General features: G+C 61.6%; 23 protein-coding genes. 12 read left to right on the forward strand and 11 right to left on the reverse strand.

Annotation, left to right across the window (positions count from 1 at the left end; translation table 11 throughout):
- Positions 1 to 5: 5 nt before the first annotated feature.
- A complete protein-coding gene (locus tag ACTJK7_RS04780) occupies positions 6 to 2,492 on the forward strand; it encodes a circularly permuted type 2 ATP-grasp protein (RefSeq protein ID WP_108559329.1) in 2,487 nt (828 codons plus the stop codon).
- Positions 2,492 to 3,385: a transglutaminase family protein gene (locus ACTJK7_RS04785; protein ID WP_064379112.1), complete on the forward strand. Its 894-nt coding sequence runs from the start codon at positions 2,492 to 2,494 to the stop codon at positions 3,383 to 3,385. The genes ACTJK7_RS04780 and ACTJK7_RS04785 overlap by 1 nt, the downstream gene beginning before the upstream one ends.
- A gap of 116 nt (positions 3,386 to 3,501) precedes the next feature.
- Here ACTJK7_RS04785 and ACTJK7_RS04790 read toward each other — a convergent pair whose 3' ends face one another.
- Positions 3,502 to 3,681: a hypothetical protein gene (locus ACTJK7_RS04790; protein WP_007950694.1), complete on the reverse strand. Its 180-nt coding sequence runs from the start codon at positions 3,679 to 3,681 to the stop codon at positions 3,502 to 3,504.
- Positions 3,682 to 3,749: 68 nt separating this feature from the next.
- Positions 3,750 to 4,337, reverse strand: coding sequence for a TIGR00730 family Rossman fold protein (locus tag ACTJK7_RS04795; protein WP_064379113.1), 588 nt, complete (start codon positions 4,335 to 4,337; stop codon positions 3,750 to 3,752).
- Between the two features lie 343 nt (positions 4,338 to 4,680).
- Between ACTJK7_RS04795 and azu the strand changes: the two genes are divergently transcribed.
- On the forward strand, positions 4,681 to 5,127 hold the full coding sequence (gene azu / locus ACTJK7_RS04800) for an azurin (protein ID WP_007950684.1): 447 nt from the start codon (positions 4,681 to 4,683) through the stop codon (positions 5,125 to 5,127).
- Positions 5,128 to 5,182: 55 nt separating this feature from the next.
- Here the strand turns inward: azu and nadE are convergent, their stop codons facing one another.
- The 3 genes from nadE to ACTJK7_RS04815 form a co-directional block, all read right to left on the reverse strand.
- A complete protein-coding gene (nadE, locus tag ACTJK7_RS04805; RefSeq protein WP_064379115.1) occupies positions 5,183 to 6,010 on the reverse strand; it encodes an ammonia-dependent NAD(+) synthetase in 828 nt (275 codons plus the stop codon).
- A 4-nt stretch (positions 6,011 to 6,014) separates the two neighbouring features.
- On the reverse strand, positions 6,015 to 7,238 hold the full coding sequence (gene pncB, locus ACTJK7_RS04810; RefSeq protein WP_011332202.1) for a nicotinate phosphoribosyltransferase: 1,224 nt from the start codon (positions 7,236 to 7,238) through the stop codon (positions 6,015 to 6,017).
- Between the two features lie 229 nt (positions 7,239 to 7,467).
- Positions 7,468 to 8,367 (reverse strand): LysR family transcriptional regulator, encoded by a 900-nt coding sequence (locus tag ACTJK7_RS04815; protein WP_064593129.1) that lies wholly within the window; start codon positions 8,365 to 8,367, stop codon positions 7,468 to 7,470.
- Positions 8,368 to 8,528: 161 nt separating this feature from the next.
- Between ACTJK7_RS04815 and amaB the strand changes: the two genes are divergently transcribed.
- The 9 genes from amaB to ACTJK7_RS04860 all read left to right on the forward strand — a co-directional run bounded on the left by amaB (position 8,529) and on the right by ACTJK7_RS04860 (position 19,608).
- On the forward strand, positions 8,529 to 10,019 hold the full coding sequence (gene amaB, locus ACTJK7_RS04820; RefSeq protein ID WP_011332204.1) for an L-piperidine-6-carboxylate dehydrogenase: 1,491 nt from the start codon (positions 8,529 to 8,531) through the stop codon (positions 10,017 to 10,019).
- A gap of 166 nt (positions 10,020 to 10,185) precedes the next feature.
- Positions 10,186 to 11,469 (forward strand): L-pipecolate oxidase, encoded by a 1,284-nt coding sequence (gene amaA / locus ACTJK7_RS04825; protein WP_221615479.1) that lies wholly within the window; start codon positions 10,186 to 10,188, stop codon positions 11,467 to 11,469.
- A 364-nt stretch (positions 11,470 to 11,833) separates the two neighbouring features.
- Positions 11,834 to 12,967, forward strand: a complete 1,134-nt coding sequence (locus ACTJK7_RS04830) for an ABC transporter substrate-binding protein (protein WP_039766703.1) — start codon at positions 11,834 to 11,836, stop codon at positions 12,965 to 12,967.
- A 229-nt stretch (positions 12,968 to 13,196) separates the two neighbouring features.
- Positions 13,197 to 14,111, forward strand: coding sequence for an ABC transporter permease subunit (locus ACTJK7_RS04835; protein ID WP_039766704.1), 915 nt, complete (start codon positions 13,197 to 13,199; stop codon positions 14,109 to 14,111).
- A 3-nt stretch (positions 14,112 to 14,114) separates the two neighbouring features.
- Positions 14,115 to 15,416, forward strand: a complete 1,302-nt coding sequence (gene livM / locus ACTJK7_RS04840) for a high-affinity branched-chain amino acid ABC transporter permease LivM (RefSeq protein ID WP_064379119.1) — start codon at positions 14,115 to 14,117, stop codon at positions 15,414 to 15,416.
- Positions 15,413 to 16,285: an ABC transporter ATP-binding protein gene (locus tag ACTJK7_RS04845; protein WP_108559337.1), complete on the forward strand. Its 873-nt coding sequence runs from the start codon at positions 15,413 to 15,415 to the stop codon at positions 16,283 to 16,285. The genes livM and ACTJK7_RS04845 overlap by 4 nt, the downstream gene beginning before the upstream one ends.
- A complete protein-coding gene (locus tag ACTJK7_RS04850; RefSeq protein ID WP_011332208.1) occupies positions 16,282 to 16,998 on the forward strand; it encodes an ABC transporter ATP-binding protein in 717 nt (238 codons plus the stop codon). Before ACTJK7_RS04845 ends, ACTJK7_RS04850 begins: the two co-directional genes overlap by 4 nt.
- Positions 16,999 to 17,737: 739 nt before the next feature.
- Positions 17,738 to 18,502: an SDR family oxidoreductase gene (locus ACTJK7_RS04855; protein WP_108559339.1), complete on the forward strand. Its 765-nt coding sequence runs from the start codon at positions 17,738 to 17,740 to the stop codon at positions 18,500 to 18,502.
- A 200-nt stretch (positions 18,503 to 18,702) separates the two neighbouring features.
- On the forward strand, positions 18,703 to 19,608 hold the full coding sequence (locus ACTJK7_RS04860; RefSeq protein WP_108559341.1) for a cation diffusion facilitator family transporter: 906 nt from the start codon (positions 18,703 to 18,705) through the stop codon (positions 19,606 to 19,608).
- 30 nt (positions 19,609 to 19,638) lie between these two features.
- Here the strand turns inward: ACTJK7_RS04860 and ACTJK7_RS04865 are convergent, their stop codons facing one another.
- From ACTJK7_RS04865 to ACTJK7_RS04890, 6 genes are all read right to left on the reverse strand, one after another.
- A complete protein-coding gene (locus ACTJK7_RS04865) occupies positions 19,639 to 20,772 on the reverse strand; it encodes an AGE family epimerase/isomerase (RefSeq protein WP_108559343.1) in 1,134 nt (377 codons plus the stop codon).
- Positions 20,773 to 20,872: 100 nt separating this feature from the next.
- Complete coding sequence (locus tag ACTJK7_RS04870; RefSeq protein WP_064379124.1) at positions 20,873 to 21,445, reverse strand: HupE/UreJ family protein; 573 nt, start codon at positions 21,443 to 21,445, stop codon at positions 20,873 to 20,875.
- A gap of 27 nt (positions 21,446 to 21,472) precedes the next feature.
- A complete protein-coding gene (gene ureG, locus ACTJK7_RS04875) occupies positions 21,473 to 22,087 on the reverse strand; it encodes an urease accessory protein UreG (RefSeq protein ID WP_007950645.1) in 615 nt (204 codons plus the stop codon).
- A gap of 22 nt (positions 22,088 to 22,109) precedes the next feature.
- Positions 22,110 to 22,784: an urease accessory protein UreF gene (locus tag ACTJK7_RS04880; protein ID WP_108559345.1), complete on the reverse strand. Its 675-nt coding sequence runs from the start codon at positions 22,782 to 22,784 to the stop codon at positions 22,110 to 22,112.
- Entirely contained in the window at positions 22,781 to 23,281 is a 501-nt protein-coding gene (gene ureE, locus ACTJK7_RS04885; RefSeq protein ID WP_108559347.1) for an urease accessory protein UreE, read from the reverse strand. Before ureE ends, ACTJK7_RS04880 begins: the two co-directional genes overlap by 4 nt.
- 185 nt (positions 23,282 to 23,466) lie before the next feature.
- Entirely contained in the window at positions 23,467 to 24,099 is a 633-nt protein-coding gene (locus ACTJK7_RS04890; RefSeq protein WP_108559349.1) for a TetR family transcriptional regulator, read from the reverse strand.
- Positions 24,100 to 24,117: the final 18 nt, after the last annotated feature.

Consider the following 24,117-nt stretch of genomic DNA (forward strand, 5'->3'; position numbering starts at 1 on the left):
TTTCCATGCCTGACCTGCTTGACCGCTACCCGCTGACGGCGGGCACCTATCACGAACTGCTCGACGACAGCGGGGCGGTGCGCCCGCACTGGCGGCGACTGGTCGACCAATTGCAGCGCAGCACCCCGGCGCAACTGGTGCAGCGTCAGGCGTTGCTGACCCGGCAGATTCAGGAAAACGGTGTCACCTACAACGTCTATGCCGACCCCAAGGGCGCGGACCGTCCGTGGGAGCTGGATCTGCTGCCCCACGTGATCGCCGCTGACGAGTGGCAACAGCTGTCGGCCGGAATCGCCCAGCGCGCGCGGCTGCTCAATGCGGTGCTGGCGGACCTGTATGGCCCGCAGCAGTTGATCCGCGAAGGCTTGCTGCCGGCGGAGCTGGTGTTCGGTCACAACAATTTCCTCTGGCCCTGTCAGGGCATTGCGCCACCGGACGGGGCCTTTCTGCATCTGTATGCCGTGGATCTGGCGCGCACGCCGGACGGACGCTGGTGGGTGACGGCGGATCGCACTCAGGCGCCATCGGGTGCCGGGTATGCGCTGGAAAATCGCACCATCGTGTCCCGCGCCTTCCCCGAGTTGTACCGGGATCTGAAAGTGCAGCATCTGGCCGGCTTCTTCCGCACCCTGCAGGAAACTCTGGCCCGTCAGGCCCCGTGCGACGATGACGCGCCGCTGGTGGTGCTGCTCACCCCGGGGCGTTTCAACGAGAGCTATTTCGAGCACCTTTATCTGGCGCGCCAGCTTGGTTATCCGCTGGTGGAGGGCGGTGACCTGACGGTGCGTGATGCCACGGTCTACCTGAAAACCCTCAGTGGCCTGCGCCGGGTGCACGCGATCATGCGCCGGCTCGACGATGACTTCTGCGATCCGCTGGAATTGCGTACGGATTCGGCGCTGGGCGTTCCCGGATTGCTGGAGGCGGTGCGTCAGGGCCGGGTGCTGGTGGCCAATGCACTGGGCAGTGGCGTACTGGAGTCGCCGGGACTGCTGGGGTTCCTGCCGAAGATCAATCAGTACCTGTTCGGCGAAGACCTGATCCTGCCTTCCATCGCCACGTGGTGGTGCGGCGAAGCGCCGGTGCTGGCTCAAGCCTTGGAAAAACTGCCGGAGCTGCTGATCAAACCGGCGTTCCCGTCGCAAAGCTTCGCTCCGGTGTTTGGCCGGGATCTGAGCGAAAAACAGCGTGAAAGTCTCGCTGCGCGCATGCAGGCCCGCCCTTATGCGTATGTCGCGCAAGAACTTGCGCAGTTGTCCCAGGCGCCGATCTGGCAGCCCGAGGACGGGCAACTGCAACCCCGGGCAATCGGCATGCGCATGTACGCGGTGGCCAGTCACGACGGTTATCGGGTGTTGCCCGGTGGCCTGACCCGGGTCGCGGCCGAAGCCGATGCCGAAGTGGTGTCGATGCAGCGCGGGGGCGCGAGCAAGGACACCTGGGTGCTGGGGGATCGGCCGCCGAGCGGTGAGCAGTGGAAAGCCCAGCGCAATATCGGCGTGCCCGACCTGGTGCGACGCGATCCGTATCTGCCGTCGCGGGTGGTGGAAAACCTGTTCTGGTTCGGCCGTTACTGCGAGCGTTGCGACGACAGCGCACGGCTGTTGCGGATCATGCTCGCGCGCTACGTCGACGGCGATGACCCGCAAGCCTTGCAGGCCGCTGTGGATCTGGGCGAGCGACTGATGCTGCTGCCGGACGAAGGTGAACTGCCGGAACGCTTGCTCGCGGCATTGCTCGGCGAGGACTGGTCGTTCAGCCTGCGCTCCAACCTGCAACGCTTGCAGTGGGCAGCCTCGCAGGTGCGCGGCAAGCTCTCGCGGGAGAACTGGCAGGCGTTGGTGGAGTTGCAGCGCGAGGCGACGGAACTGGATACCGACGAGCCAGACTTCGGCGAGCTGCTGGATTTTCTAAACCGGCTGGTGATGTCGCTGGCGGCGCTGTCCGGGTTTGCCCTCGACGACATGACCCGCGACGAAGGCTGGCGCTTCCTGATGATCGGCCGGCGAATCGAGCGCCTGCAATTTCTCAGCAGCAGCCTTGCGGGTTTTCTGCGCGGCGCCGGGGCGTTCGATCAGGCCGGGCTTGAGTGGTTACTGGAGCTGGGCAACAGCAGCATCACCTATCGCTCGCGTTATCTGGCAGTGGCGCAGTTGATTCCGGTGCTCGACCTGTTGCTGCTGGATGAGCAGAACCCCCATGCGGTGCTGTTCCAGTTGAAACTGGTGACTCGCACCCTCAAGCGTTTGAATGATGACTTCGGAGTGCCGAGGGAGGCAGGATTGCCGCCGCTGGTCGAGCGTCTGGCGCGTTTCGACTTGAGCTGTCTGGAGAATCCTTTGTTCGGCGAACCCAGCGTGCGCGCGGCCCTCGACGGTCTGGCGGATCTGCTGCAGGAGATCGCCGACGCCAGCAGTCAGGTGTCGGATCGTCTGGCCCTGCGCCATTTCGCCCATGTCGATGATGTCAGCCAGCGCACGGTGTCCGTCTGATGAGCGCCCATTACCAGATCCTTCACGACACGTGCTATCGCTACGACAGCCCGGTGTCCCTGGCCCAGCAACTGGCGCACCTGTGGCCGCGCGAATGCGAGTGGCAGCGTTGCACCGAGCAACAACTGCTGATCAGTCCGGAGCCGACCACCCGCCGTGACGAGCAGGATGTGTTCGGCAATCCGCTGACTCGCCTCGCCTTCGAACGGCCGCACGATGAATTGCAGGTCAACGCACGGCTGACGGTGGAAGTGCTGGCGCGACCCGTGGTGGATTTCCAGCAGTCACCGGCCTGGGAGTTGACGCGCAACGCGCTGACTTACAGCAGTCAACCGCTGTCCGCCTCTTTGCTGGAAGCCTGTCGCTATCGATTCCAGTCGCCTTACGTGCATCTCAAGCGCAGCTTCGTCGAGTTCTCGGAGAGCTGTTTCCCGGCCGGCAGACCGTTGATGCTGGGTGTGCAGGCCTTGATGCAGAAGATCTTCAGCGAATTCACCTTCGACGCCGAAGCGACGCAAGTCGCGACGCCATTGGTGGAAGTGCTGGAGCGACGGCGCGGGGTCTGTCAGGACTTTGCGCATCTGATGCTTGCCTGTGTGCGCTCACGCGGGCTGGCGGCGCGTTACATCAGCGGTTACCTGCTGACCCAACCGCCACCGGGGCAGCCACGGTTGATCGGCGCCGATGCGTCCCATGCCTGGGTTTCGGTGTTTTGCCCGGTGCTGGGCTGGGTGGATTTCGATCCGACGAATAACGTGCAGCCGGCGCTGGAGCACATCACCCTGGCCTGGGGCCGGGATTTCTCCGATGTCTCGCCGTTGCGCGGGGTGATTCTGGGTGGTGGCAATCACGACCCGGAAGTTCGCGTCACTGTGTTGCCGCTGGAGGAGTGAAGATCAAATGTGGGAGCGGGNAGCAATTTTTCAGTCACATCCATGGTGAATGTCACGACGCTTTCGCGAGCAAGCCCGCTCCCACAGGGATTGTGTTCTAGGTTTCAGCAATTTGCTCAGGCGTCGGGTGCCTGGTCTTTCGGTGCCTCAACATCATCATCGGTCGCCACTTCACCGTCAGGGTTCAGTGCCGCTTCTTCAGCCATCTGTTTCTTGCGCTGAAGCTTTTCCTCTTTCTTCTGTTCCTTGGCCAGGTCACGTTGACGTTTGGCGAAGGAGTAATTGGGTTTGGCCATGGGCGATCCTCTGGGGTCGAAGGTGAGGTTGAGCGGCGCGTATTCTGCCCTGTATCGGTGCCCGGGGGTTAACCGGGTTTCTGGTCGACCCACTTTGGCGTGACGGTCGGCTGCCATTGATCGAGGGCTTCGAGCAGCGTTTGCGGCGACTCGCTCACTTGCAGCATGTCACGGTGTGGCGCGCGAACGAAGCCTTCGCCGACGATGTGATCGAGAAATGCAGTGAGTTTGCTGTAGAAACCGTTCACCTCGAGCAGGCCGAGCGGCTTGCCGTGGTAGCCGAGCTGGCCCCAGGTCCACACTTCGAACAGCTCTTCCAGGGTGCCGAGGCCACCGGGCAGGGCGATGAACGCATCGCTGAGTTCGGCCATCCGCGCTTTGCGCGCGTGCATGCCGTCGACCACTTCCAGGCGGGTCAGGCTCTTGTGACCGATTTCCTTGTCCATCAGGCTCTGCGGGATGATGCCGATCACTTCGCCACCGGCCGCCAGCGCAGCGTCGGCGACAATCCCCATCAGGCCGACAGCCCCGCCGCCGTAAACCAGCGTCAGCTTACGCTCGGCAATGGCGGTACCGAGGGCGATGGCCGCTTCGGTGTACGCCGGAGTGGTGCCGGCGTTGGCACCGCAAAATACACAAACGGATGTGAGAGACATGCCTTGCTCCTGTGTCGATCAGTCGCACAGGGTAAAGGCTGGCGGGTCTCGATCCAAGGACTAGACTTCGCGTTTCGGGGTTTCACAGGTGCCGCTCGCACCACAGGCGTAGGCGGCGAGCAGACTGCACAACAGGCTGTTGAAGGACATGACGGATGCTCCAGATGAACGTTGAGCCCTGAAGATACGGCCCGGCCAAACGTCTGGCTGTTAGATTGTTTCGATGAGTGTCATAGCCTGAAAGTTGTATACAATTTTTGACTCAAGTCATAGGAACTTGCGAAGATTTCAGGCAGTCTTCCAACCATTCGTGTTTTTGTTAACCCTGCCTTGGAGATTCACCATGTTTTCCAAAGTTGTTGCGGTATCCCTGCTGGCGCTGGCCAGCAGCCAATTGATGGCTGCCGAGTGCAAAACCACCGTTGATTCCACCGACCAGATGTCCTTCAACACCAAGGCCATCGAAATCGACAAGAGCTGCAAGACCTTCACCGTCGAACTGACCCACTCCGGCAGCCTGCCGAAGAACGTCATGGGCCACAACCTGGTGATCAGTAAAGAAGCCGACATGCAGCCGATCGCTACCGACGGCCTGGCCGCCGGCATCGACAAGAACTACCTGAAGGACGGTGATGAGCGCGTTATCGCTCACACCAAGATCATCGGCGCCAAGGAAACCGACTCGTTGACCATCGACGTGTCCAAGCTCAAGGCTGACGAGAAGTACGGCTTCTTCTGCTCGTTCCCGGGCCACATCTCGATGATGAAAGGCACCGTGACCCTGAAGTAAGCAACACAAGGTCAAAAAAAAGCGTCCCGAAGGACGCTTTTTTTATGCCCCGGATTCAAGGCGCAAACGGCATGACCCGCTTGTGATGAGTCTTTTTGTAGGTGTTGACGATGATGTCGAACGCTTCCTGACGCACCGGCTCGCCGTGCAGGAAAGCGTCGATCTCGGCGTAGGTCACGCCGTGGGACGCCTCGTCCGGCTTGCCCGGCGACAGGTCTTCCAGATCCGCCGTCGGCACTTTTTCCACCAGCGATTCCGGAGCGCCGAAGCTGCGGGCGATGGCGCGGACCTGGTTCTTCACCAGACCGCTGAGCGGGGCCAGGTCGCAGGCGCCGTCACCGAACTTGGTGAAGAAACCCATCACCGCTTCCGCCGCATGGTCGGTGCCGATCACCAGGCCATGGGCCGCGCCGGCGATGGTGTACTGGGCGACCATGCGCATCCGCGCCTTGGTGTTGCCGAGCACGAAATCCACCGACACCGCGTGCTTGCCTTCGAAGGCTGCGACTTCGCTGGCCAGCGATTTGACCGCCGGGCCGATGTTGACGGTGTGGCGTTCGTCCGGGGCGATGAAGTCCACCGAGGCCTGGGCGTCGTGTTCATCGAACTGCACGTCATACGGCAGGCGCACGGCGATGAACTTGTAGGCCTCGTCACCAGTGCGCTCGCGCAACTCGCGCATCGCACGCTGGGCCAGAAGGCCGGCGGTCAGGGAATCGACCCCGCCGCTGATGCCCAGCACCAGGGTCTTGAGTCCGGAACTGGTCAGGCAATCCTGGATGAAGCTGATGCGGCGGGCGACTTCCGCTTCGAGGGCCTGGTCATCGGCGAACGGCGGCTGAACGTTGAGCTGTTCAGCAATCTCACGCTGTACGGCTTGCATGAATTCACTCCTTGCTGGAAAGGCTGGAAACGGCAGGAACCTGGAAAACGTGTCGCAAATAGGCGACGAAATTCGGGTCTTTGCAGTGGGTCTTGCCCGGCTCGTCGGAGATCTTTGCCACCGGTTGGCCGTTGCAGGCGGTCATTTTAAGCACGATGCTCATCGGTTCGACACCCGGAATGTCACAGGTCAGGTTGGTGCCGATGCCGAAGCTGACATTGATCCGGCCGCGCAACGCACGGAAGATCTCCAGCGACTTGGGCAGGGTCAGGCTGTCGGAGAACACCAACGTCTTGCTCATCGGGTCGATGCCGAGCTTGTGATAGTGGGCGATGCATTTTTCGCCCCACAGCACCGGGTCCCCGGAGTCATGACGCAAACCGTCGAACAGCTTGGCGAAGAACAGATCGAAATCGCCGAGGAAGGCATCGGTAGTGATGCAGTCTGTGAGGGCGATCCCCAGCAGGCCGCGGTACTCCCGGACCCAGCAATCGAGGGCGGCGATCTGGCTGTCGATCAGTCGCGGGCCGAGTTGCTGGTGGGCCATGATCCACTCGTGGGCCATGGTGCCCAGCGGTTTCATGTCCAGTTCGCGGGACAGATGCACGTTGCTGGTGCCGACGAAGCGTCCGGGGAAATCGTGTTTGAGCACGTTCACCACTTCTTCCTGCACGCGGTAGGAAAACCGGCGACGTGTGCCGAAGTCGGCGACCTGCAACTGCGACAACTCTTCGGCCGAGGCGTTGGCGGTCAACCAGTCGAACTTGCGATACAGCTGTTCACGGGCCTGTTCCAGTACCGTTTCACGGTAGCGATAGCGGTTGCGCACTTCGCTGACGATCGCCAGCAGCGGCACTTCAAACAGGATCACATGCAGCCACGGCCCGCGCAGGCGGATGAACAACTCGCCGTTCTCGATACCGGTGTGCAGGTAGCGCAGGTTGAAGCGGAACAGGCCGAGGAAACGCAGGAAGTCAGGTTTGAGGAAGCTGATGCGCTCCAGGAAACTCAACTGATCGGCGCTCAGGCTCAACTCGGCCAGACGCTCGACCTGGAAGCGGATCTCCGCCAGATACGGGCGCAGATCTTCACTGTTACGGCAACGAAACTCCCATTCGACTTCGACGTTGGGGTAGTTGTGCAGCACCGCCTGCATCATCGTCAGTTTGTAGAAGTCGGTGTCGAGCAGGTTCTGCACGATGCGATCGGCAAACACACTCTCGCTCATAACGGGGTCTCCAGGCGGGCCGCGCTCTGGCGCGGTATCAATCAATGGCGCTAGTGGCGCATATCCGGGGTGTGGATTGCCAGCGATTTTTTGACCGCCACAGATCCCTGTGGGAGCGGGCTTGCCCGCGAAAGCGTCGGCAGGATCAACATCAATGTTGCATGTGATGCCGTCTTCGCGGGCAAGTCGGACCGCCGCACCGCCGCTTCCACAGGGACTGAATACAACTTCAAACCGGACTGTCGATCTGCTCCAGCATCCACTTCACGAAATCCCGCACCTTGGGCACTTCCGCCGCGTGTTCCGGATAAGCCAGGTAATACGCATCGGTGCTGGGCATTGCATGCTGCCAGGGAATGACCAGTTTGCCGTCGGCCAATTCCTCTTCCACCAGAAACCTCGGCAGCAGGGCGACGCCGCAGCCGACCTGCGCCGCGCGGATGCACATATAAAAGGTTTCGAAACGCGGGCCGTGGTAGCTGTGTTCGGTCTGGTAACCCTGGCTGTCGAACCAGTCGTGCCACGCTTGCGGGCGCGAAGCATTCTGCAGCAGGACCAGATCGGTGAGTTGCGTTGGATCAGTCAACGGAGTGTCCGGCAGGCTGCTCGGCGCGCAGACCGGCACCAGTTCTTCGCCGAACAGCTTCAGGCATTCGGTGCCGGGGCGTGAGCCCTGGCCGAAATAGAACGCCAGGTCGCTGCGCCCTTGCAGCAGGTCATCGGCCTCCTGCTCGTTGCACAGGTCCAGATGGATCGATGGATGACGCAGACGCCAGCCCTTGAGGCGCGGCACCAGCCAGCGGGCGCCGAAGGTCGAGGGCGTGGAGACCCGCAGGACTTCGGTTTCGCCGCCGTAGGAACGCAGGTAATGGGTCGACATCTCGACCTGGGTCAGGATTTTTCTGACTTCCACCAGATACAGATCGCCGGCCGGGGTCATCTGCAAGCGGCGGCGCACCCGGCGGAACAACAAGTGCTGCAGCAGTTCTTCGAGCTGCGCCACCTGCTTGCTGACGGCGCTCTGGGTCAGGTTCAGTTCCTCGGCGGCCCGGGTAAAACTCAGGTGCCGGGTCACGGCCTCGAAGCACTGCAACGCGGTGATCGACGGCAAGTGGCGTTTGTTCAGCATGGGCGATCCTTTTCTTGTCTTTCTGCGCAGCATGAATAAACGGAATGATATCTCGCGTAAAGGTCGTTTGTTGCCCAGCCTTCCTGACGCTACAACTAAAGGTCTGCCCGGTCGTGAAAACGCGCCCGCACACATTCAGTTTTTTGCTTGAGGAGTGACCCATGGTTGCCGCATTGCTTGATCGTCTAGGTGTGAACCCGGCCCTGTACCAGAACGGCAAAGTGCCGGTGCATTCGCCCATCGACGGCAGCCGCATCGGCGCCGTGAACTGGGAAGGCCCGGCCGAAGTCGAGCAGCACATCAGTCGCGCAGATCATGCGTTCGAACAATGGCGCAAGGTGCCGGCCCCGCGTCGCGGCGAGCTGGTGCGTCAGTTCGGCGAAGTGCTGCGTGAATACAAGACCGAACTCGGCGAACTGGTGTCCTGGGAAGCGGGCAAGATCACCCAGGAAGGCCTTGGTGAAGTGCAGGAGATGATCGACATCTGCGATTTCGCCGTCGGTCTGTCTCGCCAGCTGTACGGTTTGACCATCGCCTCCGAGCGTCCGGGCCACCACATGCGTGAAACCTGGCACCCGCTGGGCGTGGTCGGCGTGATCAGTGCGTTCAACTTCCCGGTCGCGGTGTGGGCGTGGAACACCACGCTGGCGCTGGTCTGCGGCAACCCGGTGGTGTGGAAACCGTCGGAGAAAACCCCGCTGACCGCGCTGGCCTGTCAGGCGCTGTTCGAGCGCGTACTGAAGAATTTCAGCGATGCCCCGGCGCACCTGAGCCAGGTGATCATCGGTGGTCGTGATGCCGGCGAAGCGCTGGTGGATGACCCGCGTGTCGCGCTGATCAGTGCCACCGGCAGCACCCGCATGGGCCGCGAAGTGGCGCCGAAAGTCGCCGCACGCTTCGCCCGCAGCATCCTCGAACTGGGCGGCAACAACGCGATGATCCTCGGCCCGAGCGCCGATCTGGACATGGCCGTGCGCGCCATTCTGTTCAGCGCCGTCGGTACCGCCGGCCAGCGTTGCACCACCTTGCGTCGCCTGATCGCCCATGAATCGGTGAAAGAAGAAATCGTCACCCGCCTGAAAGCTGCGTACTCCAAAGTCCGTATCGGTCACCCACTGGAGGGCAACCTGATCGGCCCGCTGATCGACAAACACAGCTTCGAAAACATGCAGGACGCGCTGGAGCAGGCGCTGAGCGAGGGCGGTCGGGTGTTCGGCGGCAAGCGCCAACTGGAAGATCAATTCCCTAACGCCTACTACGTGTCGCCGGCCATCGTTGAAATGCCGGAGCAGAGCGACGTGGTGTGCAGCGAGACCTTCGCGCCGATCCTGTACGTGGTCGGTTACAGCGATTTTGAAGAGGCGCTGCGCCTGAACAATGCCGTGCCGCAAGGGTTGTCGTCGTGCATCTTCACCACCGATGTGCGCGAGGCCGAGAAATTCATGTCGGCGGTCGGCAGTGACTGCGGCATCGCCAACGTCAACATCGGCCCGAGCGGCGCGGAAATCGGCGGCGCGTTCGGTGGCGAGAAAGAAACCGGTGGCGGTCGTGAGTCGGGTTCGGATGCATGGCGCGCGTATATGCGTCGGCAGACCAATACCGTGAACTACTCGCTGGAATTGCCGCTGGCGCAGGGCATTACTTTCGACTGACAGTTTTCTCAAAAGCTATTGATCGTTCCCACGCTCTGCGTGGGAATGCTGCACCGAACGCTCCGCGTTCGCTTTCGGGACGCAGAGCGTCCCTGACTGCGTTCCCACGCAGAGCATGGGAACGATCATTTAGGTGTGTTTGGCAGGTTTCTGTTGGAGTCTGGCAATGCCGTTACGCGAAGAATGTCTGTGGGAAAAACTCACGCCGCAACGCCCGGATAACACGGCGCTCAGGGGCGAGGTCAAAGTCGATGTCTGCGTGATCGGCGCCGGGTTCACCGGGTTGTCGGCGGCGCTGCATCTGTTGGAAAAAGGCAAAAGTGTCTGCGTGCTCGAAGCCCATCGCGCCGGGCATGGTGGCTCCGGGCGCAACGTCGGGCTGGTCAACGCCGGGATGTGGATCCCGCCGGACGAGATCGAAGCCGGCTTCGGCGAGGCGGTCGGCAGCCAGCTCAACCGCATGCTCGGTGCGGCGCCGGCGCTGGTGTTCAGCCTTGTGGATAAATACAACATCGATTGCCAGTTGCGCCGCGAAGGCACCCTGCACATGGCGCACAACGCCAAGGGTGAGGCGGATCTGCGCAGTCGCGAAGAACAGTGGAAACGCCGCGGTGCACCGGTCGAACTGTTGACCGGCAAGGCCTGTGAACAGGCGACGGGCACACAGAAGATCGCCGCCGCGTTGCTCGACCGGCGCGCCGGTACGCTCAATCCGATGGCGTATGTCACCGGGCTGGCCAACGCTGTAATGCGCCTTGGCGGGCAGATGTTCGATCACTCGCCGGTCGCGCGTCTTGAACGCCAGGGGCCGAAATGGTCGGTGCAGACCGAGCAGGGTTCGGTGCTCGCCGAACAGGTGGTTATCGCTTCCAACGCCTACACCGAAGGCGACTGGACCGAACTCAAGCGCAATTTCTTCCCCGGTTACTACTATCAGGTCGCTTCGGTGCCGCTCACCGAAGACGCCGCTCAGGAAATCCTCCCGGGCGGGCAGGGCTCTTGGGATACCCGCCAGGTGCTGAGCAGCATCCGCCGCGACAAGGACGGGCGTCTGTTGCTGGGCAGCCTCGGCAACGGCAATCAGAAACCGACCTGGTTCCTCAAGGCCTGGGCCGACCGGGTGCAGCAGCATTACTTCCCCAATCTCAAGCCTGTGGAATGGGAATGCACCTGGACCGGGCGCATCGCGTTTACCCCTGATCATTTGATGCGCCTGTTCGAGCCCGCGCCGGGACTGGTGGCCGTCACCGGTTACAACGGCCGTGGCGTGACTACCGGCACTGTGGTCGGCAAGGCCTTCGCCGATTACCTGTGTAACGGAAATCCTCAGGCATTGCCGATTCCGTTCGCACCGATGCAGCCGCTGGCGGGGGTGGGCTTGCGCAGTTGCCTGTACGAGGCCGGGTTCTCGCTGTATCACGCGGGCCAGTGCCTGCGGATCGTCATTTGAGTATTGAAATATGTTGCCGGAAGCGGCGCTTTTCGATGTAGCGACTAGCCTGTAATGGTGCGGGTTGTAGCAGTCCCGCACCAGCAGTGTGCAGTTCGGTGACGCGGGCTGTTACAGGCTGGTTGCACGTCGTTTGGCGCCGCGGTTGCAATGATGGCGCGTGCGGGTTGCGCCTGAAAAAATAATTGGTTTCACCTTCCGCGGTTTAGACGGTTGCACGCCCAATGAAAATGGGAACGAAACAGTCGAAATAACAAGAAAGCAGCGACTTTTTGAAGAATAAAAAACCGATGGCACGGCCCTTGCTCTGAGCATTCAAGTGAAGTCGCAGTGCCAACTAAAAAAAACCTTGGAGCACCACCTCATGTCCCAGACGTTTTACAAGAAAGGCTTTCTGGCCCTCGCAGTGGCTACTGCGCTGGGTGTTTCTGCGTTTGCACAAGCTGATGTGAAAATCGGTGTGGCGGGTCCGATGACGGGCGCCAACGCGGCATTTGGCGAGCAATACATGAAAGGGGCACAAGCGGCGGCCGACGCGGTCAACGCGGCGGGCGGCGTCAACGGGGAGAAAATCGTCCTGGTCAAGGGCGATGACGCTTGCGAGCCGAAACAGGCGGTGACGGTCGCCAAGGACCTCACCAACCAGAAAGTCGCCGGTGTGGTCGGCCACTTCTGCTCGTCCTCGACCATTCCTGCGTCGGAGATCTACGACGAAGCCGGCATCATCGCCATCACCCCGGGTTCCACCAATCCGCAAGTGACCGAGCGCGGCCTGAGCGCCATGTTCCGTATGTGCGGCCGTGACGACCAGCAGGGCATCGTTGCCGGCGATTACATCGTCGACGTGCTCAAGGGCAAGAAAGTCGTCGTGCTGCACGACAAGGACACCTACGGTCAGGGCCTGGCCGATGCGACCAAGGCACAACTGGAAAAACGCGGCGTTAAGCCGGTGCTGTACGAAGGCCTGACCCGTGGCGAGAAAGACTTCAGCACAATCGTCACCAAGATCCGTGGCGCCGGTGCCGATGTCGTCTACTTCGGTGGCCTGCACCCGGAAGCCGGCCCGCTGGTTCGCCAACTGCGTGAACAAGGCCTGAAAGACGTCAAGTTCATGTCCGATGACGGTATCGTGACCGACGAACTGGTGACCACCGCCGGTGGCCCGCAATTCGTCGACGGCGTGCTGATGACCTTCGGTGCCGACCCACGCCTGCTGCCCGACAGCAAGACCGTGGTAGATGCATTCCGCAAGGCTGGCACCGAGCCTGAAGGCTACACCCTGTACGCCTATGCATCGGTTCAGACCCTGGCCGCCGCCTTCAACGGCGCCAAGTCGAACAAGGGCGAGGAGGCCGCTGCCTGGCTGAAGAAGAACCCGGTCAAGACCGTCATGGGCGAGAAGACCTGGGATTCCAAAGGCGACCTGAAGGTCTCCGACTACGTGGTCTACCAGTGGGACAAGGACGGCAAATATCACCAGCTGGAAAAACAGAAATAACGGCACCTGATCAACCGGACGCCACATTCCCTGTGGGAGCGGGCTTGCCCGCGATGACGGCCTGACAGTCGACAACTTTGTTGAATGTTCTACCGCTATCGCTGGCGAGCCAGCTCCCACAAGGGGGCTGCGGTTTCCTGTCTGACATTGCTCCGACGTAAATCTGTATTTTTCCTAGAAGAACCGCGCGCCTCAGGGTGTGCAGGTTCTCACTGCGTGAGATTGCGTTATGGATGGTATTTTCCTGCAGCAACTGGTCAACGGCCTGACCCTCGGGTCGGTCTATGGCCTGATCGCCATCGGCTACACAATGGTCTACGGCATCATCGGCATGATCAACTTCGCCCACGGCGAGGTTTACATGATTTCTGCTTACCTGGCGGCAATCAGTCTGGCTCTGCTGGCTTACTTCGGTATTGAATCCTTCCCGCTGCTGATGCTCGGCACCCTGGTATTCACCATCGTGATCACGGCGGTGTATGGCTGGGTCATCGAGCGAGTCGCTTACAAACCCCTGCGCAACTCCACCCGACTGGCACCGTTGATCAGCGCCATCGGCATCTCCCTGATTCTGCAAAACTACGCACAGATCGCCCAAGGCGCCAAACAACAGGGCGTACCCACGCTGCTGACCGGTGCATGGCGTGTCGAAGTCGGTACCGGCTTCGTGCAGCTGACCTACACCAAAGTCTTCATCCTGGTGGCCGCATTCGTCGGCATGGGCCTGCTGACCTATGTCATCAAGTACACCAAGCTCGGGCGCATGTGCCGTGCGACCCAGCAGGACCGCAAAATGGCTTCGATCCTCGGCATCAACACCGACCGGGTCATTTCCTACGTGTTCATCATCGGTGCGGCCATGGCGGCGTTGGCCGGCGTGCTGATCACCATGAACTACGGCACCTTCGACTTCTATGCCGGCTTCATCATCGGCATCAAGGCATTTACTGCGGCAGTACTGGGCGGGATCGGTTCGCTGCCTGGCGCCATGCTCGGCGGGATCATCCTCGGGATCTCCGAGTCGCTGTTCTCGGGCCTGGTCAACTCCGACTACAAAGACGTGTTCAGCTTCTCGCTGCTCGTACTTGTTCTGGTCTTCCGGCCTCAGGGCCTGCTGGGCCGTCCTCTTGTGTCGAAGGTGTAAGCGATGTCTTCAACCACTGCAAAATCCATCGATGTCAAAAAAAGCCTGGTTGAGGCGATTCTCGCCGGTCTGATCGCCCTGATCGTGTTCGGGCCGATCGTCGGCGTGGTACTCGACGGCTACAGCTTCAACCTCGAACCGACCCGCGTGGCATGGATCATCGCCATCGTCATGGCCGGTCGCTTTGCCCTCAGTCTGTTCCTGCAAACCCCGAAAGGCCTGCGCATTCTCGACGGATTCGAGAGCACCGGTTCTGGCGTGCATGTGCTGCCCCCGGACTACAAATCGCGCCTGCGCTGGATCATCCCGCTGATGATCGCCATCGCCGTAGCGTTGCCGTTCTTCTCCAACTCCTATCTGCTGGGTGTGGTCATCCTCGGACTGATCTACGTGCTGCTGGGGCTGGGACTGAACATCGTGGTGGGTCTGGCCGGCCTGCTCGACCTGGGTTACGTGGCGTTCTACGCCATCGGTGCCTACGGTCTGGCGCTCGGGTATCAGTACCTCGGGCTGGGCTTCTGGACCGTGCTGCCGCTGGCGGCGATCACCGCCGGCCTTGCCGGTTGCATCCTCGGTTTCCCGGTGCTGCGCCTGCACGGCGACTACCTGGCGATCGTGACCCTGGGCTTCGGTGAAATCATCCGTCTGGTGCTCAACAACTGGCTGTCCCTGACCGGCGGCCCGAATGGCATGCCGGCGCCACTGCCGACCTTCTTCGGTCTGGAATTCGGCAAGCGGGCGAAGGATGGCGGGGTGCCGTTCCACGAGTTCTTCGGCATCGCCTACAACCCGGACGTGAAGTACTACTTCATTTATGCGGTGCTGTTCCTGGTGGTGCTGGCCGTGCTGTACATCAAGCATCGCCTGGTGAAGATGCCGGTCGGCCGCGCTTGGGAAGCCCTGCGTGAAGACGAGATCGCCTGCCGCTCGATGGGCCTCAACCACGTGCTGGTCAAGCTCTCGGCGTTCACCATCGGTGCGTCCACGGCAGGTCTGGCGGGTGTGTTCTTCGCCACCTATCAAGGCTTCGTCAACCCGACCTCGTTCACCTTCTTCGAGTCGGCGCTGATCCTCGCCATCGTGGTACTCGGCGGTATGGGCTCGACCATCGGTGTGGTGATCGCAGCGTTCGTGCTGACCGTCGCCCCGGAACTGCTGCGCGGCTTCGCCGAATACCGCGTGCTGCTGTTCGGCATCCTGATGGTGTTGATGATGATCTGGCGACCTCGCGGGCTGATCCGCATCAGCCGTACCGGGGTCACTCCACGCAAAGGTGCCATTCACTATGAGAGGACTGCGCCATGAGTGAAGTCGTACTCTCTGTTGAAAAACTGATGATGCACTTCGGTGGCATCAAGGCCTTGAGCGATGTCAGCCTGAAGGTCAAGCGCAACTCGATCTTCGCCCTGATCGGCCCCAACGGCGCCGGCAAGACCACGGTGTTCAACTGCCTGACCGGGTTCTACAAGGCCTCCGGCGGCAAGATCGAACTCAACGTGCGCGGCCGGCAGACCAACGTCATCCAGCTGCTGGGCGAGTCGTTCAAACCGACCGATTTCGTTTCGCCGAAGTCGTTCCTCAGTCGTATGTACTACAAGATGTTCGGCGGCACCCATCTGGTGAACCGCGCAGGCCTGGCCCGGACGTTCCAGAACATTCGCCTGTTCAAGGAAATGTCGGTGCTGGAAAACCTGCTGGTGGCCCAGCACATGTGGGTCAACCGCAACATGCTGGCCGGCATCCTTAACACCAAGGGTTACCGCAAGGCTGAAAGCGACGCGCTGGACTGCGCGTTCTACTGGCTGGAAGTGGTGGATCTGGTGGACTGCGCCAACCGTCTGGCCGGTGAACTGTCCTACGGCCAGCAGCGTCGTCTGGAGATCGCCCGGGCCATGTGCACGCGGCCGCAGATCATCTGCCTCGACGAACCGGCCGCCGGCCTCAACCCTCAGGAAACCGAAGCGCTGAGCGCGATGATCCGGCTGCTGCGCGACGAGCACGATCTGACCGTGGTGCTGATCGAACACGACATGGGCATGGTAATGAGCATTTCCGATCACATCGTGGTGCTGGACCACGGCATCGTCATCGCCGAAGGCGGACCGGATGCCATCCGTAACGATCCGAAAGTGATCGCTGCCTACCTGGGCGCCGACGAAGAGGAAGTCGTATGACGCAACCCATCCTCGAACTCAAGGATCTGGACGTGTTCTACGGCCCGATCCAGGCCCTCAAAGGCGTTTCGCTGCAGATCAACGAAGGAGAAACCGTCAGCCTGATCGGCTCCAACGGTGCCGGCAAATCCACCCTGTTGATGTCGATCTTCGGCCAGCCACGGGCGGCGGGCGGGCAGATTCTCTATCAAGGCGTGGACATTACCCACAAGTCATCGCACTACATCGCCTCTAACGGCATCGCGCAGTCGCCGGAAGGGCGGCGGGTGTTCCCCGACATGACCGTCGAGGAAAACCTGCTGATGGGCACCATTCCGATCGGCGACAAGTACGCCAAGGAAGACATGCAGCGCATGTTCGAGCTGTTCCCGCGGCTCGAAGAGCGCCGTAATCAGCGGGCCATGACCATGTCCGGGGGCGAGCAGCAGATGCTCGCCATCGCCCGGGCGCTCATGAGCCGGCCCAAGCTGTTGCTGTTGGACGAACCGAGTCTGGGTCTGGCGCCGATCGTGGTGAAACAGATCTTCGCCACCCTGCGGGAACTGGCGAAAACCGGCATGACCATTTTCCTCGTCGAGCAGAATGCCAACCATGCGTTGAAACTGTCCGACCGGGCGTACGTGATGGTCAACGGCGAGATCCGCCTGACGGGCACCGGTCAGGAACTGTTGGTGAACGAGGAGGTGCGTAACGCTTACCTCGGCGGTCACTGATCGTTTGAAGTTGTCCACAAGCCCCGATGCGTGAGTGTCGGGGCTTTTTTGCTTCTGCTCGTTCACTGAAAACCAGGACTTTCGGGAAATTGTGGAAAACAAAATCCTCAACCTGCCAAAGCGCGACATATAGACGCTGCAAATGGCTGTTTTTCCACAGTTTTGACTTGTCCCCGTTTGCTGTGGAGCTGGCTGTGAATAACGTGGGTGTAGCTGGCTGAAAGCCTTTTAAACCGTGGCGTGCAGCGCTGTGGTTGTTTTTTGATCAGTGTGTTTTCGCTGAGGGTAAGGCCCGTTTGTCAACCTTTTTATGGGGGCGCAAAACCGCGCGGATGGCTGTGGTCAATCCTGTGGATAAGTCTGTGATTAAACTCTGGAAAGACTCGGCTAAGGGCCGTAATTGCTGGCCTCGCGCAATCATGGCCATGACCGGCCGGTCGTGCAAAATGCCCTGCCCGGCACAACTGGTTGTTCAGGGTCAAGCAAAAAACTTTGCAAATCGCCCGCAAAGCCTTGTGTGGCGCGGCTTTGCGCTTAACCACTTGCCCCCGGAAACTGTGGAAGGGCTTGTGGATAACGTGCGTGCATATGGCTACAGGCCTCAGCGCGTATGGCCTAGCGGAGATTGATCAATTAATGAACAGGATCCGGTGGTTGCCGGTTAAAGCGGGGCCGGGCATGCTGCCCGCTGATTTTCTATTCCAAGGGCTGCCCCGGCGGCCGAAGCAAGGAGAACACGATGTCCAACACCCTGTTTATCACCGGCGCGACCTCCGGTTTTGGTGAAGCCTGTGCCCGTCGTTTTGCCGAGGCCGGTTGGAAACTGGTGCTGACCGGTCGTCGTGGCGACCGCCTCAACGCGCTGTGCGCCGAGCTGTCGAAGCAGACCGAAGTGCATGGTCTGGTGCTGGACGTGCGTGATCGCAAGGCGATGGAAGAGGCGATTGCCAACCTGCCGCCATCGTTCGCCAAGTTGCGCGGCCTGATCAACAACGCCGGCCTGGCGCTGGGCGTGGACCCTGCACCGAAGTGCGACCTCGATGATTGGGACACCATGGTCGACACCAACGTCAAAGGCCTGATGTATAGCACTCGCCTGTTGCTGCCGCGCCTGATCGCCCACGGTCGCGGCGCCGGTATCATCAACCTCGGTTCCATCGCCGGTAACTATCCGTACCCGGGCAGCCACGTTTACGGCGCGACCAAGGCGTTCGTCAAACAGTTCTCGCTGAACCTGCGCTGCGACCTGCAGGGCACTGGCGTGCGCGTCAGCAACATCGAGCCGGGCCTGTGCGAGAGCGAGTTCTCGCTGGTGCGTTTCGCCGGCGATCAGGCGCGTTACGACGCGACTTACGCCGGTGCCGAGCCGATCCAGCCGCAGGACATCGCCGAGACCATCTTCTGGGTGCTGAACGCGCCGGCGCACATCAACATCAACAGCCTGGAACTGATGCCGGTGAGCCAGACCTGGGCCGGTTTTGCCATCGAGCGCAACAAGGCCTGACACCGCGTAACGGCTAATCGCTGGCAAGCCAGCTCCCACAGGTATCGAGGCGGTCCCAAGATTTCGGTCCACCGATAAACCTGTGGGAGCGGGCTTGCCCGCGATGGGGCCGTAACAGGCAAAATCCCCGCATGGGGTAGACTCACTCCTCAACAACCCCACCGCACCCTGCGGTTTTCAAGGTTTTTCGAGGAGTCAAAGTGAGTAACCGAGGTGAGCAGTCGCTGCTCAAACAATCGACCCTCCTGATGTTTGCCGTGTCGATCGCCGGGATCGCCACCGGTTTTGTTTCGGGTTCCCAGTCCATCCTGTTCGATGGCTTTTTTTCGCTGATCGCGACCTTCATCAAAGTCCTGATGCTGATCACCGCGAAGCTGATCGCCAAGCAAAGCAACCAGCGCTTCCAGTTCGGTTTCTGGCACCTGGAGCCGATGGTGCTGCTGATCGAGGGCAGTTTCCTGCTGCTGATCGCGATCTACGCGTTTCTCAACGGTGTGTTCGGCATCATCAATGGCGGTCGTGAGATCGAACTGGGGCTGGTGATCATCTACGCGGCGGTGTTCACCGTTGTCGAGTTCGCCTACTTCTTCTACGTCCGGCACCGCAATCGCACGCTCAAGTCGAGCCTGATCCAGTTCGACAACATCAGTTGGCTGGTGGACGCGATGCTGTCCGTGGGCCTGTTGATCAGTTTCCTCGCGGCGTTGCTGCTCAAGTCCCAGGGCTATGGCGAGTGGGCGAAGTTCGTCGATCCGCTGATTCTCATCGTGCTGGCCCTGACCATGCTGCCACCGGCGTTCAAAATCCTCGGCCCGGCGCTGCAGGACGTGCTCGGCATTGCGCCGGACACGCTGGATGAGCAAGTGCGCGAGGTAATGGACGCCGCGAAGGCCGAGCATGGTTTCGACGACTACGTGTCCTATGTGCAGAAGCACGGGCGGGCGCGGTTCATTGAGATTCATGTGGTGTTGCCGGCGAACTACCGGCTGCAGAGCGTCGGTCAGCTGGATGTGCTGCGTGAGGAGATTTCCGCGAAGCTGGGCAAACCGGACGCGGCGCGCTGGCTGACCATCAGCTTCACTGCCGACAGGAAGTGGATTGCCTGACTTGTGCGAGCGCGCGAGCTCGCCACGACGTCAGCTCAGATAGTCGGCGAGGCCACGATAGCAGGTCGCCAGGTGATACGGCGTGGTCGACGGCATGTCCTTGCGGCTGACCTCGCCCTGATCGTCACGGCACTCGTGCCAGCCGCCGGCATGCAGGAAGCGCTGTTGCAACGCCTGCAACTGGCGCAGCACCGCGCTTTCACTGTCCGGACGCAAGGTCAGGGCGCGCAGGTATTCGGCCTGGGCCCAGATGCGCTGGGTTGAATCCTTCGGGCGTCCGTCCATATCCAGATCGAGCATGGCCCGCACTGCACCGGACGGTTGCATCACGCCGTACTGCTCGGTGAACGCGAAGGCCCGGTCCAGGGCGGCATGCAGTTTCGAACCGCGGAGCAGAGGCGAGGATTCCAGCAGGAAATACCACTCGAACTGGTGGCCCGGCTCATACCAGTTATCCACAGCCCCCAGCGGTTTCTCCATCAGCACACCGGCCTGAGGATCGACGAAGCGCTTGTGCATGGCTGTGCATAACTCGCTCAGCGCTTGCTTGACCTGTGCATCTTCGCGCACCGCCAGAGTGGCCAGGAACGCTTCGGCCAGGTGCATCAGCGGGTTTTGCAGCGGGCCGGTTTGCAGGGTGATCCAGTCGCGGTCGAGGCAGGCTTCGTAGAGGCCGTCGCCAGTGGCGAAACGCCGGCCGATGACTTCCAGCGCGGCGTTCAAGGTCGACTCGACCAGGGGCTCGCGGGATTTTTCCCAGTAGTGGGCGCAGGCAAACAGGATGAAGGCGTGGGTGTAGAGGTCCTTGCGCTGATCCAGCGGTTTGCCCTGTGGATCGATGCTGTAGAACCAGCCGCCGTGCTCGGCATCGTGGAAGTGCCGTTGCAGGGAGCGGAACAACGCAGCCGCGCGAACTTCGGCGTTATCCACAACCCCGATCAGGCTGGAAAACAGGTACAGCTGCCGTGCGCAGGCCATCGCCCGGTAGCGCTGCGGTGGCAGCGGCTGATGCGCGGCGTCCAGCGCCTCATAAGGCAACGCCATGTCGGCGTTCCAGCCCGGTCCTTGCCAGAGGGGCACGATCACGTTCAGAAAGTGCTGTTGCACTTCGCCGAACAGGGCGGTCAGTTCAGGCAGGGAGGTGGAGCGGGAAGCGTGGGGCATGGGCGGACGTCGTCACGGCAGGGGCGATTGCGCGACATGGTAGCAGAGAGTGGCGATCGATCGTTCCCGCGCCATGCGCGGGAACGATCAGAGGTGCAGTTCAGCCGGCCAGCAACCACGCGCCGGTCACTGCCGAAGCCGCTCCGGCCAGTCGAACCAGCGGCGCGGCCGCCTGAGGCAGAAAACGCACGACCGCATAACCCGCCGCATGCAGCGCAGCCGTCGCGACCACGAACCCTGCGGCATACGCCCAAGGGCTCGACATGTCCGGCAACTCGAGGCCGTGAGCCACGCCGTGGAACAATGCAAACAGCGCCGTCGCCGCCACCGCCATCACCAGTGGCGGACGCACGGCCAGCGCCACCGCCAGACCCAGCGCCAGCACCGAGGCGGCAATCCCGCTTTCCAGCGCCGGCAGCTCCAGCCCTTCAAAGCCGAGCAAACCGCCGATCAGCATGGTGCCGACAAAGGTGCACGGCAGCGCCCAGCGCGCGGCGCCTTGCTGCTGCGCGGCCCACAGACCGACGGCCACCATCGCCAGCAAATGGTCGAGGCCACCGATCGGGTGGCTGATGCCGGCCACCAGGCCAGAGTCGCCGTGGCCGGGGTGAGCGAAGGCCAGGGCCGGGGTCAACAGCAGTGCGACGGCGCCGAGAATGCGTTTGAGTGTCATGGATAAGCTTCCTTGTTGATCAGTGAATCAGGCTGCAGTCAGCAGACCCTGGCGTTCGATGAAGGCGATGATGTCTTCCAGGCCCTGCCCGGTTTTCTGGTTGCTGAACACGAACGGCTTGCCGTTGCGCATGCGTTGGGTGTCGCTGTTCATCATCTCCAGCGAGGCGCCGACCAGCGGCGCGAGGTCGATCTTGTTGATCACCAGCAGGTCGGATTTGCAAATGCCGGGCCCGCCCTTGCGTGGGAGTTTGTCGCCGGCCGACACGTCGATCACGTAGATGGTCAGGTCAGACAGTTCCGGGCTGAAGGTCGCGGACAGGTTGTCGCCGCCGGACTCCACCAGAATCAGGTCCAGCCCCGGAAAACGCCGGTTCAGCTGATCCACTGCTTCGAGGTTGATCGAGGCGTCTTCGCGGATCGCGGTGTGCGGGCAGCCACCGGTTTCCACGCCGATGATGCGTTCCGGCGCCAGCGCTTCGTTGCGCACCAGGAAGTCGGCGTCTTCGCGGGTGTAGATGTCGTTGGTGACTACGGCCAGGTTGTAGCGCTCGCGCAGGGCCAGGCACAGGGCCAGGGTCAACGCGGTCTTGCCGGAACCGACCGGGCCGCCGATGCCGACGCGCAGGGGTTGTGTGTTCATGTGATTCTCCTGATAAAAGGCCCTAGGAACGGAACAGGCGGCTGTACTGGCGCTCATGGGCCATGCACGCCAGGGACAGACCGAACGCGGCGCTGCCGAGGTGTTCGGGATTGATTCGGGTGGCGTCCTGCTGGGCCTGTTGCAGCAGCGGCAGCAGTTCGCTGGTCAGGCGCTGAGCGGCTTGCTGGCCCAGCGGCAGGGTTTTCATCAGCACCGCGAGCTGGTTTTCCAGCCAGCTCCACAGCCACGCGGCGAGGGCGTCCTGCGGGCTGATCTGCCAGGCGCGCGCAGCCAGTGCCCAGCACAGGGCCAGGTGCGGCTCGGCACAGTGTTCGAGAAAGTCCCGCGCGGCCTGATCGAGTTCGGGCAAGCCGTTGAGCAATTGCTGCAACGAGTAGCCCATCTGCCGGCTCTCCAGATGCAGCTCGCGGGTTTCGCGGCTGGCCCGATGGCTTTCGCAGACACGCAGCAGCTCATCCCAATTTTCGTCCGCTGCGGCCTGGCAATGGGCGAGCAGCATGGGGGCTTCAAACCGCGCAAGGTTGAGCAGCAATTGATCGCTGATCCAGCGGCGGGCGCTGTCCGGGCTGTCGACGCGGCCGTTATCCACAGCCATTTCCAGACCCTGGGAGTAGCTGTAGCCGCCAATCGGCAGTTGCGGACTGGCCAGGCGCAGCAGCGCCCAGGCCGGGTTCACAAACGGACGCCGAACTGATGGAGTTTCGGCGCGTAGTTGAAGTCTTCGTCACCGTGCCGCGAATGATGATGGCCGCCACCGTAGGCACCGTGTTCCGGCTGGAACGGGGCTTCGATCGATTCGACCTGCGCGCCGAGTTGTTCAAGCATCGCCTTGAGCACGTAATCGTCGAGCAGCCGCAGCCAGCCGTCACCGACTTGCAGCGCCACATGGCGATTGCCTAGGTGATAGGCGGCGCGGGTCAGTTCGAAAGCATTGGCGCAGGTGACGTGCAGCAATTGCTCGGGGCGGGCGCAGACCCGGACGATCCGGCCATCTTCGGCTTGCAGGCACTCACCGTCATACAGCGGCGGCTGGCCGCGCTCCAGAAACAGCCCGACGTCCTCGCCTTCGGCACTGAAACAGCGCAGGCGGCTTTTGCTCCTGGCTTCGAAGGTCAGGTGCAACTCGGCGGCCCAGACGGGTTTGGGGTCGATTCTGCGATGAATCACCAGCATCGGAAAGCTTCCAGCAGTGGACAATGCTCAGGCTAGAGCAAGGGGCTTGCCAATCGGACGAAGCGTAGGAAAACCCTGTCGGAGCCTAGTGGATGTTTCAAGATGTTGCAGGATTGTGGAGTGTTTTGGTGCATGAAGTTTTTTACACGCACCAAACAGGAGCCAGTGTGGGAGCTGGAGAGGAATTATTCGGTACTGCCAAGTCCTTGCCAGTGCTTCAACCCGATAAAGATGAAGCGCAACTGCTGGGTGATCTTCGCCTGGGGCGTCAGATGCTCCGGCAGAGCTTCGGCGGGCGGGTCGATGATGTCCGGCAGGGTGGCGAACACCGATTTGACGATCAGGTCGGCCATCACGCTCAGGCCTTCGCGATTGAGGTGCTGGAGCTTGGGCATCAAGGCCAGATCCGCCGCCAGGTCGGAGCTGATGTCCTCCCGCAAACGGCCAATGGCCTGACGCACCGATAGCGATCCGCCGTACTGCTCGCGGGCCAGAAACAGGAATTGCGAACGGTTGGCGCTGACCACGTCGAGAAAAATCCGCACCGACGCATCAATGATGCCGCCCATGACGAATTCGTTGTGGCGCACCAGGCGGATGGTTTCGCGGAAGGTCTGGCCGACTTCGCTGACCAGCACCAGGCCGAGTTCGTCCATGTCGGCGAAATGCCGGTAGAAACCGGTGGGCACGATGCCGGCGGTTTTCGTCACTTCACGCAGGCTCAGGCTGCCGAATCCTCGGCCGCTTTCCATCAAGTGGCGGGCAGCGTCCATCAGGGCGTTGCGGGTCTGTTGTTTCTGTTCGGCGCGGGGCAGCATCGCAAGGGTGTGTTCTTA

This window comes from Pseudomonas sp. 22085, from assembly GCF_052045815.1.
Taxonomy (GTDB): Bacteria; Pseudomonadota; Gammaproteobacteria; order Pseudomonadales; family Pseudomonadaceae; genus Aquipseudomonas; species Aquipseudomonas glycinae.